Origin of the sequence: Streptomyces sp. NPDC006368, assembly GCF_040612535.1 — a bacterium.
Classification (GTDB): Bacteria; Actinomycetota; Actinomycetes; order Streptomycetales; family Streptomycetaceae; genus Streptomyces.
The window spans coordinates 1-13,804 of record NZ_JBEXQK010000059.1 but is presented as its reverse complement, the minus strand read 5'-3'; the positions used below and the strand labels follow the sequence as shown (position 1 = coordinate 13,804).

Below are 13,804 nucleotides of genomic sequence, written 5' to 3'. Positions count from 1 at the left end.
TGTTCGACGGCGCGGACCCTGACCCCCGACATGCGACGGTCATCCGCGTTGCTCAAGACTGTAACCGAACCCCTGGACGCCTGAGATGGTCGTCCGATACGCGAGATGGAGATCACGTGCTGGAAGAGGTGGAGCGCTGGCTCGCCCGGCGGTCCTGGTCCGTGTCCGACCGGCCGCTCGACCAGCTGCTCTCGGCCAAACGCGGAACGACCGTCAGTGTCGTCCTGCCGGCGCTGAACGAGGAGGCGACGGTCGGCGACATCGTCACCGTGATCCGGCGCGAGCTGATGTCGGACGCGGTCCCGCTCGTCGACGAGCTGGTCGTCATCGACTCCGGTTCGACGGACCGCACGGCACAGGTCGCGGCGGCGGCCGGGGCCCGGGTCGTCGCACGGGACGCGATACTCCCGCGCGTACCCGCCCTGCCCGGCAAGGGGGAGGTGCTGTGGCGGTCGCTGTTCGTGACGAGCGGGGACGTCGTGTGCTTCGTCGACGCGGACCTGAGGGACTTCTCGGCCGACTTCGTGTCCGGGATCGTCGGACCGCTGCTGACCGACCGGGGCGTTCACTTCGTGAAGGCGATGTACGACCGGCCGTTGGGTGACGCGGTGGGTGCCGCGGCCCAGGGCGGGCGGGTGACGGAGCTGGTGGCACGGCCGCTGCTGAACCTGCACTGGCCGCAGCTCGCCGGCTTCGTCCAGCCGCTGGGCGGGGAGTACGCGGCGCGCCGCTCGCTGCTGGAGCGGCTGCCCTTCCCCGTCGGGTACGGCGTCGAGCTGGGCCTCCTCGTCGACGCGCTGCACACGGTGGGCCTGGACGCGTTGGCGCAGGTGGACGTGGGTGTGCGCAAGCACCGGCACCAGGACGACCGGGCGCTGGGCCGGATGGCGGCGGCGATCTACCGGACGGCTCAGCTGCGGCTCTCCCGGGGGCATCCGGTACGGCCGCGGCTGACCCAGTTCGACCGGGGCGAGGAGGGCTTCGTACCGCGCACGCATCCGGTGGACACGGAGGAACGGCCGCCGATGGTGGAGGTGGCGGAGTACGCGCGGCGGCGCGTGGCTTGATCTCCGTACGTTTGAGCGTTTACGGGACGGGCTAGGTTCGTCACCATGGCGCCCCAGATTCTCGTTGCTTCGAACAGAGGTCCGGTCAGCTATGTGCCCCGCGAGGACGGCACACTCGACGCCCGCAGGGGCGGGGGCGGGCTGGTGTCCGGCCTGTCCGCGATCGGGCCGGACGCCGGCGCGCTGTGGGTGTGCGCCGCGCTGAGCGACGGTGACCGCGAGGCGGTACGGCGCGGGATGGCCGAGCCGGGTGTGCGGATGCTCGACATCGACCCGGCGACGCACGCGGCGGCGTACAACGGCATCGCGAACTCGGTGCTGTGGTTCGTGCACCACATGCTGTACCAGACGCCGCTGGAGCCGGTCTTCGACACGGAGTTCCGGCGGCAGTGGGACGCGTACCGGCTCTACAACCGCGCGTTCGCGGCGGCGCTGGCGGACGAGGCGGACCGGGGCGCGGCCGTGGTGATCCAGGACTACCACCTGGCGCTCGCGCCGGGCATGCTCCGGGAACTCCGCCCCGACCTGAGGATCGGCCACTTCTCGCACACGCCGTGGGCGCCGCCGGAGTACTTCCGGATGCTGCCGGACGACATCGCGGAGGAGCTGCTGCTGGGCATGCTCGGCGCGGACCGGCTGGGCTTCCTGACCTCCCGGTGGCTGCGCGCCTTCCAGAACTGCTGCCAGTCGGTGCTGGGGCACTACGACGGCATGGCCTACTGGCCCAAGGACCAGGACCCCAGCTTCGAGTACCGCGTCCCGGGCCACCAGCGGCGGCGGACGTCCCTGGGGGTGCACGGGCTGGGCGCCGACGCCGACTTCCTGCGGGAGCGGTCGCGGCGGGCCGACGTGGACGAGCGGATGGCGGCCCTGCGGGAGCAGATCGGCGGCGAGGACCGGCGCGTCATCGTGCGCGTCGACCGCACGGAGCTCTCCAAGAACATCGTGCGCGGCCTGCTGGCGTACCGGACGCTGCTGGACGAGCACCCCGAGTGGCGCGAACGGGTCGTGCACCTGGCGTTCGCCTACCCCTCCCGCCAGGACCTGGCCGTCTACCGCGACTACACGGCGGACGTCTCGCGCCTCGCGGACGAGATCAACGCGGAGTACGGCGTCGACGGCTGGACGCCGGTCATCCTGCACATGGACGACGACTTCGCCCGCTCCCTGGCGGCGTACCGCATGGCGGACGTGGCGCTGGTCAACCCCATCCGCGACGGCATGAACCTGGTCGCCAAGGAGGTCCCGGTCGTCTCCGACGCGGGCGTCGCGCTGGTGCTGTCCCGGGAGGCGGGCGCGTACGAGGAGCTCCGCGACGACGCGCTGACGGTCAACCCGTACGACGTGACGGGCACCGCCTCGGCGCTCCACGAGGCCCTGACGATGCCCGCCACGGAGCGCGCGGAACGCACCAAGCGCCTGTCGGCGGCGTCCACGGCGCTCCCCCCGTCCCGCTGGTTCCTGGACCAGCTGAACGCCCTCCGCGACGACGCGTAGCCCGCCCCCCGGCCTCCCCCGCCCTTCCCGTAACCGGGGCCGGGTGGGGGACGGCGCGTGTTCAGCCCGAGGTCGTCGAGGCCGCCAGGGCCGCCAGGAAGTCGACCACCGCCGCAGGCCCCGGGAGGGCGAGGTCCGCGCGGGACGCGAGGTCCGGGACCTCCGCGCTGGCGCTGCAGACCAGCAGGCCCGGCGTACCGTCGGAGCGGAGCTTCTCGACCGCCGCGAAGGCCGCGAGGTCACCGAGGTCGTCGCCCGCGTACAGGACGGCGCTCGCGCCGGTCGCGCGGATGTGGTCGGTGAGGGCGACGCCCTTGTCCATGCCCGGGGGGCGGAGCTCCAGGACCATGCGGCCCGGTTCGATGACGAGGCCGTGGCGGGTCGCGAGGTCGGCGAGCGGCGCGCGCAGGGCGTCGAACGCGGCCTGGGGGTCGGTCGCGCGGCGGGTGTGGACGGCGACCGCACGGCCCTTCTCCTCGATCCACGTGCCGCTCCACGCGCCCGCCCGGTCCAGCACTCCGGGCAGTTCCGCGCGCACGGCGGCCACGCCGGGGTGCGGCGGGGCCGCCTGGACGGTGCCGGTGACGGCGTCCCACCGCTCGGCGCCGTAGTGGCCGAGGACGACGAGGTGTTCGAGGCCCGGCACGCCGGCGAAGCCGCCGTACCGCACCGCCACTCCGGCCGGCCGCCCCGTCACCACCGCGACGGACGCGACGCGCGGTGCGAGCGCCGCGAGGGCGGGAACGGCGCCGGGGTGGGCGCGGGCCTGCTCGGGGTCGTCCACGATCTCGGCGAGGGTGCCGTCGAAGTCGAGGGCGACGACCGCCCGCTCGGGGCCGGCGAGGAGCGCGGCGAGGCCCTCGCGGCCGGCCGCGGTCGTGGGACGTGGCAAGGATTCGGTGCCCATGTGCGCAAACCTATCCACGACCACGTGCCCGCACACCTACCGCTGCGCCTCGCGGGACGCGCGCACGCGCCGCAGCCGGTTGACCGTCACGGGGTCGTGCGCGAGGGCCCTGGGATCGTCGAGGAGGGCGTTGAGCAGCTGGTAGTAGCGGGTCGGCGACATGGCCAGCTGCTCCCTGATCGCGCGCTCCTTCGCGCCGGGGCCGGGCCAGGAGCGGCGCTCCATGGCCAGGACGGCGCGGTCCCGGTCGGTGAGGGGGGTGTCGGCGGCGGTCATATGAGCAACATAGCTACTCGGCCGCCTCCGCGTCCCTGGCGTCCTTCGCTATCCGCTCCAGCACCGCCTCGGGGTCGCCGTCCGGCGCCACGGCCCGGCCGATGTTCTTCTTGACGCTCTCGCTGACCTTCGCCCAGGACGTCTCGCCGACCGGGTACAGCTCGGACGTGGGCAGCGCCTCCAGGAAGGCTTTGAGGTCCGCGTGGACCGGGTCGTTGGCCATGGCGTGGCTGGCGCTGACGGTGACCGGCAGGATGTCGTACCGGTCGGAGAACTCCAGCACGTTCTTGTCCTCGTACACGAAGTCGAGGAACTGGCCGATCTCCTTGCGGTGGCCGTTCTGCTTGAAGGCCATCATCCAGTCGGCCACGCCCATCGTGGACTTGGCCCGGCCCTCGATGCCGGGCAGCGGCACCTTGCCGACCTTGACGCCGGCCTTCTCGGCCTGCTGCATCAGGGTGGGGTGGCCGTTGAGCATGCCGACCTCGCCGCGGGTGAAGGCGTCGAACGCCTCCTGCCGGTCGAGTTCGCCGGGGGCGACCGGGCCGGTCAGTCCGGGGCCGACCAGCTGGGTCTTGAGCCAGCGGAAGGTGGCGACGTTCTCGGGTGAGTCGATCCTGTACGTGCCGGTGTTCTCGTCGCGGTAGCCGCCGCCCCCGCTGAGCAGCCACTGCATGGTCTCGGCCTGGGACTCCTCCGTGCCGAGCGGCAGCGCGAAGGGGTACTTCACGCCCTCGTCCTTCAGCGCCTGAGCGGCGGTCCTGATGTCCTTCCAGGTCGCGGGCGCCGTGACACCCGCCTTGTCGAAGAGCTCCCGGTTGTAGAAGAGGAGCCGCGTGCTGGAGGCGAACGGCATGCCGTACTGGACGCGGTCCACCTCGCCGGCCTCGCTGAGCAGGGGCAGGAAGTTCGCCTGCGTGGGGATCGAGACGAGACTGTCGACCGGGTACAGCTTGTCGTCCTTGGCGTAGTCGGCGTACGCGCCGATCTGCGCCAGGTCGGGGGCCTCGCCCCGCTTCACCATCTCGGCGACCTCGCGGTCGACGTCCTTCCAGGACAGCACCTGGACATCGATGTCAATGCCCGGGTGCGTCTTCTCGAAAGCACCGGCGACGTCGTCCCAGTACCTCTTCGACGTGTTGGCGTCGGTGCTGCCGTAGTCGGCGGCGACCAGTTTGAGGGTGACGTCCCCCGAACCGCCGGTCCCGCAGGCGGTCAGCGTCGCCGCCATGCTCCATGCGGCAACCGCCGCGGTCAGTCCCAGGTAGCGGCGCTGCACAGCTGTATCCCACCCACTCTTTGCTCTACGTTGAGCTGCGATTCTCCCTCATGCCATGGGATGAGGTCTACACCACCTGCGTACGACGAGCCGGAGGAGACACCGCGCATGTCCCGTACCGCCACTGAGATCGCCACCCAGCCGGCCTGCTGGCGCCGCGCCGCCGGGGCGGCCACCGCGTTCGAGGGGCTGCCGGAGCCCGGCGAGCGGGTCGCCGTCACCGGGTGCGGCACGTCCTGGTTCATGGCGATCGCGTACGCCGCGCTGCGGGAGGCGGCGGGGCAGGGCGAGACGGACGCGTTCCCGTCGTCGGAGTTCCCGGCCTCGCGCGCGTACGACCGGGTCGTGGCGATCACACGGTCGGGTACGACGACCGAGGTGCTGGACCTGCTGCGCGGGCTGCGCGGCCGGGTGGGGACGCTGGCGCTGACCGCCGACCCGAACACGCCGGTCATGGCGGCGGCGGACCGGGTGGCGGTGCTGGACTGGGCGGACGAGGAGTCGGTGGTCCAGACGCGGTTCGCGACGACGGCGCTGGCGTTCCTGCGGGCGGGACTGGGGCCCGTGCCGGGCGTGAAGCCGGTCGCCGAGGCCGCGGTGGACGCGGAGCTCGCGGTGACGGAGCCGCTGCCCGAGGCGGTGGTCGGCGCCGAGCAGTGGACGTTCCTGGGGCGGGGCTGGACGTACGGGCTGGCGCTGGAGGCGGGCCTGAAGATGCGCGAGGCGGCGGGCGCGTGGACGGAGGCGTACCCGGCGATGGAGTACCGCCACGGGCCGATCTCGATCACCGGCCCCGGGCGGGTCGCGTGGGTCTTCGGCGCGCTGCCACAGGGCCTGGCGGGCGAGGTGGCGCGGGTCGGGGGCACGCTGCACGCGCACGCGACGGCGGACCCGATGGCGGACCTGGTGCGGGCGCAGCGGCTGGCGGTGGCGCTGGCGGAGGCGAAGGGGTACGACCCGGACCGGCCGCGCAACCTCACGCGGAGCGTGATCCTGTCGCCGTGACGCGCGCGGGAAAAGCGTTTTGTATGCGAGGGCAACAATCCGCGCAAGTGGACTAGACCTTTCACGGGTGTACGAGCCACACTGTCTCCGTGAGACACGTCATCGCCCTCGATGTGGGCGGCACCGGCATGAAGGCCGCCCTGGTCGGAGCGGACGGGACCCTGCTGTACGAGGCGCGGCGCCCCACCGGCAGGGAGCGCGGCCCCGACGCGGTCGTGGAGTCCATCCTCGGCTTCGCCGCCGAGCTGCACGCCCACGGCCGCGAGCGGTACGGTGCCGGCGCCCTCGCCGCGGGCGTCGCCGTGCCCGGGATCATCGACCCCGACCACGGCATCGCCGTCTACGCCGCCAACCTCGGATGGCGCGACGTACCGCTCCGCGCCCGTCTGGGCGAACGGCTCGGCGGCCTGCCGGTCGCCCTCGGGCACGACGTACGCACCGGCGGGCTCGCCGAGGGCCGCATCGGCGCCGGCAAGGGCGCCGACCGGTTCCTGTTCGTGCCGCTGGGCACCGGGATCGCCGGTGCCATCGGTATCGGCGGCGCCATCGAGGCCGGCGCCCACGGGTACGCCGGCGAGATCGGGCACATCGTGGTCCGCCCCGGTGGGCCCGCCTGCGGCTGCGGGCAGCGCGGCTGCCTGGAGACCCTCGCCTCCGCCGCCGCGGTCAGCCGCGCCTGGGCGACGGCGAGCGGTGACCCGGAGGCGGACGCGGCGGACTGCGCCAAGGCCGTCGCCGCCGGCGACGCCGACGCCGTACGCGTATGGCGGGACGCGGTCGACGCGCTCGCCGACGGCCTGGTCACCGCGCTCACCCTGCTGGACCCCCGCACGCTCATCATCGGTGGCGGTCTCGCCGAGGCCGGGGAAACGTTGTTCACACCCCTTCGGGCGGCCGTCGAGGAGCGAGTGACGTTCCAGAAGCTGCCCGCCATCGTGCCGGCGGCCCTCGGGGACACCGCCGGATGCCTGGGCGCGGGCCTCCTCGCCTGGGACCTGCTCGCCGAGGACCCCGCCCCACACTCGGAGGTATCCGCCTGATGACCGATCGCAAGGTTCTCGCCGGCGCCCGCGTGGTGCTGCCGACCGGGATCGTGGACAACGGGCGGGTGATCGTCGAGAACGGGAGGATCACCGGCCCCGCGCCGGCGTCCGGGACGTCCGCCCCGGATCTCGACCTGTCCGGGCACTGGATCGTGCCCGGCTTCGTCGACCTGCACAACCACGGCGGCGGAGGCGCGTCCTTCACCTCCGGCACCGTCGACGAGGTGCTCAAGGGCGTCCACACGCACCGGCTGCACGGCACCACCACGCTCGTCGCCTCCACCGTCACCGGCGACATGCACTTCCTCGCGCACCGCGCCGCGGAGCTCTCCGAGCTCGCCGAACAGGGCGACATCGCGGGCGTCCACTTCGAAGGCCCGTTCATCTCGCCGTGCCGCAAGGGCGCCCACAGCGAGGAGCTGCTGCGCGACCCCGACCCGGCCGAGGTGCGCAAGCTGATCGACGCGGCGCGCGGCCACGCCAGAATGGTCACCCTCGCCACCGAACTGCCCGGCGGCATCGACTCCGTACGCCTGCTGGCCGAACACGGCGTCATCGCCGCGATCGGGCACACGGACGCCACGTACGAACAGACGGTCGAGGCCATCGAGGCGGGCGCCACCGTCGCCACGCACCTCTTCAACGCGATGCCGCCGCTCGGCCACCGCTCCCCCGGCCCGATCGCCGCGCTCCTGGAGGACGAGCGGGTCACCGTCGAGCTGATCAACGACGGGACGCACCTGCACCCTGCCGCGCTGGAGCTGGCGTTCCATCACGCGGGCCCGGGACGCGTCGCGTTCATCACGGACGCCATGGACGCGGCCGGCTTCGGCGACGGCGTCTACAGCCTCGGCCCGCTGGCGGTCGAGGTCCGCGACGGCGTCGCCCGGCTGGTGGAGGGCGGCTCGATCGCGGGCTCCACGCTCACCCTCGACACCGCCTTCAAGCGGGCCGCGACCGTCGACCGGCTGCCCGTCGAATCGATCGTGCAGGCCGTCTCCGCCAACCCCGCGAAACTGCTGGGGATGTACGACACGGTCGGCTCACTGGAGCCGGGCAAGGACGCCGACCTGGTCGTCCTCGACGCCGAGTTCACCCTCAAGGGCGTCATGCGCAAGGGGGCCTGGGTGGTCGAACCGCACACGGCCCTCGTCGCCCACGCGAGCTGACGTTCGAACGGACCACCGGGAGGCGGTTGGCCCGACGGCCCGGGAGGGCTGGGCCAACCGCCATCCGTTTGGCATGATCAGCACGGACAACAAGCGGTTACCTTGCGCGGCTTCGGGGGTGTCGGACCAGTGATCCTGACGGTCACGCTCAACACCGCCCTCGACCTCACCTACAAGGTCGCCGCTCTCGTCCCGCACACCTCGCACCGCGTCACCGACGTCACCGAACGCCCCGGCGGCAAGGGCCTCAACGTCGCCCGCGTACTCGCCGCCCTGGGCCACGAGACCGTCGTCACCGGCTTCGCGGGCGGACCCACCGGCGACGTCCTGCGCGGCCTGCTCGCCCCGCTGCCCGTGCGCGACGCCCTCGTACCCGTGGCCGGCGACACCCGCCGTACCGTCGCGGTCGTCGACGCCGCGACCGGCGACACCACCCAGCTCAACGAGCCCGGCCCCGCCGTCACGCCCACCGAGTGGTCGGCCTTCCTCGCCACGTACGACTCCCTCCTCACCGACGCCCGGGCCGTCGCCCTCTGCGGCAGCCTGCCGCCCGGCGTCCGCGTCGGCGCGTACGCCGAGCTGATACGCCGCACCCGCGCCGCCGGCGTCCCCGTCGTCCTCGACACCAGCGGCGAACCCCTGCGCAGGGGCATCGCCGCCCGCCCCGACCTCGTCAAGCCCAACGCCGACGAACTCGCCCGCCTCACCGGCGCCCGCGAACCGCTGCGCGCCGCCCGCGACGCCCGCCGCCGCGGCGCCCACGCGGTGGCCGCCTCCCTCGGCGCCGACGGGCTCCTCGTGGTCACCCCGGACGGCACCTGGCGCGCGGCCCCGCCCGCACCGGTCAGGGGCAACCCGACGGGCGCGGGCGACTCGGCCGTGGCGGGCCTGCTGTCCGGGCTGGTCGAAGGCCTCCCCTGGCCGGACCGGCTGCGCCGCGCGGTGGCCCTCTCCACGGCTACGGTGCTGGCGCCGGCCGCCGGGGAGTACGACCCGCGCACCTACCAGGAGCTCCTGGACCGGATCACGGTGACGGAGCTCGCCACGGCCGCGTAACGGAGGTAGTGCTCATGCCCCTCGCCCCCACCGGCGAACTGATCACCCGGGCCGCGGCGGCCCGCCGCGCGGTCGCCGCGTTCAACGTCATCACCCTGGAGCACGCCGAGGCCATCGCCGCCGGGGCCGAACGGGCCGGAGCGCCCGCCATCCTGCAGATCTCCGAGAACGCGGTGCGCTTCCACGGCGGCGACCTGACCTCCATCGCCGCCGCCGCGTCCGCCGTCGCCCGCGCCTCCACCGCCACGCTCGCCCTCCACCTCGACCACGTCGTCTCCGAGGACCTGCTGCGCGCCGCCCACACCGAGGGCTTCGGCTCGGTGATGTTCGACGCCTCGAAACTCCCGTACGGCGACAACGTCAAGGCCACCGCCGCGGCCGTGCGCTGGGGCCACGAACGGGGCATCTGGGTCGAGGCGGAGCTGGGCCGGATCGGCGGCAAGGACGGCGAGCCCCCGCCGGACGCCCACACCCCCGGCGTCCGCACCGACCCGGCCGAGGCCGCCGCGTACGTCGCGGACACCGGCGTCGACGCGCTGGCCGTCGCGGTCGGCTCCACCCACGCGATGACCGAACGCACCGCGACCCTGGACCACACCCTGATCACCGCACTCCGCGACACCGTCCCGGTCCCCCTGGTGCTGCACGGCTCCTCGGGCGTCCCGGACCCGGAACTCCGCGCGGCGATCACCGCCGGCATGACCAAAATCAACATCGGCACGGCCCTGAACACCGCGTTCACCGGCGCCGTGCGCGACTTCCTGACCACCGACACCTCGACGGTCGACCCCCGGAAATACCTCGCCCCCGCTCGTGAGGCGATGACGGGGGCGGTGGCTCACTTCCTGCGGGTGGTCACGGCGTCCTGACCTCGAGCCAGTCGAGGACCGCGTCGCACTGGTTGCCCTGCTCGCACGAGATCTTGAGCTCGTTCTCGCCCTTCTGCAAGGTGACCGGTGCCCACGTGGTCTGCCAGTTCTTCTCCAGGTTCGGGTCCGTGGAGTGGATGAAGTTCTTCAGACCCAGCGGGTTCGGGTTGGCCTTGCCGTTGACGGTCAGCGTGGCATTGGCGTCCTTGGCCGGGATGGCGTACCGCACGTACAGCTTGTACTCGCCGGCCTCCGCGACGTTCGCCTTCCAGGTGACCGAGGCGCCCACCGCGTTGAAGCCCGTCACGTACGCCCCGCCGGTGCCCTCGGCTCCCTTCACGTCCTTGGCCAGGACCGCGGGCGCGCCCAGCTGGAGCGTCGCCGCGTCCTGCTTCGGGAGTTCGGCGGGCTTGTCCCCGGAGTCCTTGGAGGGCTCCGTGCTCGGGGACTCCTGGACCTGGGAGGCGGGCGCCGACGGGTTCGCCCGGTCGTCCTTCTCCCCGTCGCTGTTCGTCAGGAGGGCGACCGTGATACCGATCACCACCACCAGGACGACCGCCACGGCACCGATGAGCAGGCCCTTGGTGTTCGGCCCGCCGCCCCGGCCGCCGCGGTGCGGGGCCTGGGGCGCGGCCGAGTGGTGGGCCACCTGGTGCTGGACCGGGGGCGGGCCGTACATCTCGGGCGCGGCGTACTGAGCGGTCGGGCGCTGCGGCGGGACCTGGCCGTACTGGCGCTCACCGACCGCACGGACCTGGTTGTACGACGTTCTCGGCACACCCGGCTGCGCGGCCGCCGCCGGACCGGGGTAGCCGTAGCCGCCCTGGTGCGGCGCCTGGGCACCCGCGGCCTGCCCGTCCGCGTACAGGTAGCCGAACGGGTCGTCGTCCTCGGGCGTGCCCGCGCCGTTGCCGTTGTTACCGGCAGCCATCCCTGGTCACTCCTCATCCGTGCTCGCCAGCCGTCACCGACCCCGGCGAGCCTACCCCGAACGGACTACCCAGCCCGGCGGTGAACCTTGGAGCGGGAGCGCTTCTCGATGTACATGCGCTGGTCAGCGGAGTTCAGCACCTCTTCGACGGACATCCCGCACTCCGCCCAGCCGATGCCGAAACTGGCCCCCACGCGGACCGCCCGGCCCTCCACCCGGATGGGCGGGATGATCGCGTTGCGCAGCCGTACGGCGAGGTCGGCGGCGTCGGCGGAGCCGAGCCCGTCGGCGAGGACGACGAATTCGTCACCCCCCAGCCGGGCGACGGTGTCCCCGTCCCGGACGCCCGCGGTCAGGCGCCGCGCCACCTCGATGAGCACGGCGTCCCCGGTGTGGTGCCCGAACCGGTCGTTGATCGACTTGAAGCCGTCGAGGTCGCAGAAGAGCACGGCGAGCCCCTTCGTACCGTCGTCGACGTCACTCCCGGACGGCGGCGCCACCGTGTGGACGTGGTGGTCGTACGGGCCGGCGGCGTCCGCGCCGAAGTCGAAACCGCGGCCGTGGTCGTACTCGTACACGCTGCCCTCGGGGTCGTACGCGTCGGGCGCGCCCGGGTGGACCGCGTGCGGGCGGGCGCAGAGCCGGGAGCTGAGACGGGCGCGCAGCTCGGCGCTGTTGGGCAGGCCGGTCAGCGCGTCGTGCGAGGCGCGGTGGGCGAGCTGGAGCTCGTGCCGCTTGCGCTCCTCGATGTCCTCGACGTGGGTGAGGAGGAAGCGCGGCCCGTCGGCGGTGTCGGCGACCACCGAGTTCCGCAGGGACACCCACACGTAGGTGCCGTCGCGGCGACCGAGGCGCAGCTCGGCCCGGCCGCCCTCCGCCGAGGTGCGCAGCAGCGTGCCGATGTCCTCGGGGTGGACGAGATCCGCGAAGGAGTAGCGGCGCATCACGGAGGCGGGGCGGCTCAGCAGCCGGCACAGCGCGTCGTTGGCGCGCAGCAGCCGGCCGTGCTGGTCGCCGCCCATCTCGGCGATGGCCATGCCGGAAGGGGCGTACTCGAAGGCCTGGCGGAACGACTCTTCACTGGCCCGCAGCGCCTGCTGCTCGCGTTCCAGGCGGACGAGGGCCCGCTGCATGTTTGCTCGCAGCCGGGCGTTGCTGATCGCAATCGCGGCCTGGGAGGCGTACATCTGGAGCGCTTCCCGGCCCCACGGCCCGGGCCGGCGGCCGTTGCGGGGCCGGTCGACTGAGATGACGCCGAGGAGCTCACGGCCGCTGCCCGACGCGTACATGGGCGCGTAGAGCCGGTCGCGGGGGTGCCATTCGTCCTCGAAGCGGGGCTCGGGGCCTTCGGTGTGCCACTGGGGGACGTCGTCCTCTATGAGGACCCAGCCCTCGGTGTGCGGGATGAAGCGGAGGTCCCCCCACGCCTCGCCCATGCCCAGGCGGCGCTCCCACGAGGCGCGGGAGCCGACCCGGCCGGTGATCAGCGCTTCCGCGGCGGCGCTGCCCGCGAAGGCGGCGACGACCAGGTCACCGTCGGGGCGTACGAGATTGACGCAGGCCAGTTCGTAGCCCAGGCCTTGGATGACCCCGTCGGCCACGGTCTGCAGCGTGTCGGCCAGGCTCCGGGCCGTGTTGAGGTTGGCGACGACCTGATGCAGCTGCCGCAGGGTCGCAAGACGGACGTACGGCTCCGACTCGGTCTCCATTGCTCGCTCTCCCCGAGACCTCGACAGCAACTCCAGGGTTCTCATCGGCGCTCGTGTTGCACTGTCACCGGTCACTGAATCACAGCGAGCTGTGCACCCGGTACACAGGGTCAACAATTACCGCGCTCTGTGACTCAAGTCACAGGTGATGAGCGTGGGCGGGGGGCGGTGTCCCACTGCACCGGATTCCTTTGCTCCACGCAAATCCATGAGGGCTGTGCGCGGCGGTGGGGAGGGGGCGGGGCGACGGGGAGGGGGCGGTGGGGTCCTAGGACCGGGCTGGTCCCTTGGCCCGATGCGCGCGGGCGGCGGGCCCGGTTAGCGTTGCCGGGTGTTTCCGACGCCCCGTTCCTCCGCCGCCCCCGCCGCCGCCGTCCCTCATCCTGAGGGGGTGAGCAACGACGAGTTCCGCGCCGCCATGTCCCGGCTCGCCGCGGGTGTGGTGCTGGTGACCGCGCAGGAGCCGCCGCTGGGCGCGGGCGGTCCGCACGCCGAGGACGTCGGCATGACGGCGACGGCGTTCCTGTCGGTGTCGCTGGACCCCCCGCTCGTGATGGTGAGCCTGCGGAACGGCTCCCGCATGGACGACCTGCTGGCCGAGCAGCCCCTGTGGGGCGTCTCGGTGCTCTCGGAGAGCCAGCGGCACATCGCGGGCCGGTTCTCGATGAAGGGCCGGATCAGCGACCGGCTGCTGTTCGCGGACATCCCGTACACGCGCGGCGAGGTGAGCGGCGCACCGCTGGTGGGCGGGGCGCTGACGGTCCTGGAGTGCCGCACGGAACAGCGCGTGGAGGCGGGCGACCACACGCTGGTGATCGGCCGCGTCCTGGCGGTCGGTTTCCCGAGCCCGGAGGGGGCTCCGCTGATGTACTTCCGGGGGCGCTACCGCCACCTGGCCTGACGGGCGGGCGGGCGGACCGGGCCGTGGCCCCCGCCCGGGTGCCGGGGCGGACCGGGCGCCGGGGCGCCGTCGGGACGCGCCGGCCTCGGGACGCC

General features: G+C 73.2%; 13 protein-coding genes. 8 read left to right on the top strand and 5 right to left on the bottom strand.

All coding sequences use genetic code 11. From position 1 onward, the window contains the following. Positions 1 to 116 precede the first annotated feature (116 nt). Entirely contained in the window at positions 117 to 1,067 is a 951-nt protein-coding gene (locus tag ABZZ38_RS28330) for a glucosyl-3-phosphoglycerate synthase (RefSeq protein WP_356745033.1), read from the top strand. A gap of 45 nt (positions 1,068 to 1,112) precedes the next feature. Then, positions 1,113 to 2,564, top strand: a complete 1,452-nt coding sequence (locus ABZZ38_RS28325) for a trehalose-6-phosphate synthase (RefSeq protein WP_356745031.1) — start codon at positions 1,113 to 1,115, stop codon at positions 2,562 to 2,564. 61 nt (positions 2,565 to 2,625) lie between these two features. On the opposite strand, the gene otsB is transcribed toward ABZZ38_RS28325, so the two are convergent. Genes otsB through ABZZ38_RS28310 form a run of 3 tightly spaced genes read right to left on the bottom strand, consistent with a single transcriptional unit; the run spans position 2,626 to position 4,978 of the window. Then, positions 2,626 to 3,471, bottom strand: coding sequence for a trehalose-phosphatase (gene otsB, locus ABZZ38_RS28320; protein WP_356745029.1), 846 nt, complete (start codon positions 3,469 to 3,471; stop codon positions 2,626 to 2,628). Positions 3,472 to 3,507: 36 nt separating this feature from the next. Then, positions 3,508 to 3,747, bottom strand: coding sequence for a DUF3263 domain-containing protein (locus ABZZ38_RS28315; RefSeq protein WP_356745027.1), 240 nt, complete (start codon positions 3,745 to 3,747; stop codon positions 3,508 to 3,510). Positions 3,748 to 3,760: 13 nt separating this feature from the next. Next, positions 3,761 to 4,978 (bottom strand): extracellular solute-binding protein, encoded by a 1,218-nt coding sequence (locus ABZZ38_RS28310; protein ID WP_356745060.1) that lies wholly within the window; start codon positions 4,976 to 4,978, stop codon positions 3,761 to 3,763. Positions 4,979 to 5,134: 156 nt separating this feature from the next. On the opposite strand from ABZZ38_RS28310, the gene ABZZ38_RS28305 reads away from it, so the two are divergent. The 5 genes from ABZZ38_RS28305 to ABZZ38_RS28285 all read left to right on the top strand — a co-directional run bounded on the left by ABZZ38_RS28305 (position 5,135) and on the right by ABZZ38_RS28285 (position 10,168). Next, a complete protein-coding gene (locus ABZZ38_RS28305; protein ID WP_356745025.1) occupies positions 5,135 to 6,031 on the top strand; it encodes a sugar isomerase in 897 nt (298 codons plus the stop codon). Positions 6,032 to 6,120: 89 nt separating this feature from the next. Beyond that, the gene (locus ABZZ38_RS28300; protein WP_356745023.1) at positions 6,121 to 7,071 is read left to right on the top strand and encodes an ROK family protein; all 951 of its coding nucleotides are present in this window, start codon (positions 6,121 to 6,123) and stop codon (positions 7,069 to 7,071) included. After that, complete coding sequence (nagA, locus tag ABZZ38_RS28295; RefSeq protein WP_356745021.1) at positions 7,071 to 8,243, top strand: N-acetylglucosamine-6-phosphate deacetylase; 1,173 nt, start codon at positions 7,071 to 7,073, stop codon at positions 8,241 to 8,243. The genes ABZZ38_RS28300 and nagA overlap by 1 nt, the downstream gene beginning before the upstream one ends. Positions 8,244 to 8,372: 129 nt before the next feature. Next, the gene (locus ABZZ38_RS28290; RefSeq protein WP_356745019.1) at positions 8,373 to 9,299 is read left to right on the top strand and encodes a 1-phosphofructokinase family hexose kinase; all 927 of its coding nucleotides are present in this window, start codon (positions 8,373 to 8,375) and stop codon (positions 9,297 to 9,299) included. Between the two features lie 14 nt (positions 9,300 to 9,313). Continuing rightward, the gene (locus ABZZ38_RS28285; protein WP_356745017.1) at positions 9,314 to 10,168 is read left to right on the top strand and encodes a class II fructose-bisphosphate aldolase; all 855 of its coding nucleotides are present in this window, start codon (positions 9,314 to 9,316) and stop codon (positions 10,166 to 10,168) included. Here ABZZ38_RS28285 and ABZZ38_RS28280 read toward each other — a convergent pair. Both ABZZ38_RS28280 and cdgB read right to left on the bottom strand, forming a co-directional pair. Then, positions 10,155 to 11,099, bottom strand: coding sequence for a CBM35 domain-containing protein (locus tag ABZZ38_RS28280; protein WP_356745015.1), 945 nt, complete (start codon positions 11,097 to 11,099; stop codon positions 10,155 to 10,157). The two genes, ABZZ38_RS28285 and ABZZ38_RS28280, sit on opposite strands and share 14 nt — an antisense overlap. 65 nt (positions 11,100 to 11,164) lie before the next feature. Next, positions 11,165 to 12,808 (bottom strand): diguanylate cyclase CdgB, encoded by a 1,644-nt coding sequence (gene cdgB / locus ABZZ38_RS28275; RefSeq protein WP_356745013.1) that lies wholly within the window; start codon positions 12,806 to 12,808, stop codon positions 11,165 to 11,167. Positions 12,809 to 13,199: 391 nt separating this feature from the next. Here cdgB and ABZZ38_RS28270 point away from each other — a divergent pair, with 391 nt between their 5' ends. Then, on the top strand, positions 13,200 to 13,709 hold the full coding sequence (locus tag ABZZ38_RS28270; RefSeq protein ID WP_356745011.1) for a flavin reductase family protein: 510 nt from the start codon (positions 13,200 to 13,202) through the stop codon (positions 13,707 to 13,709). The last annotated feature ends 95 nt before the right edge of the window (positions 13,710 to 13,804 follow it).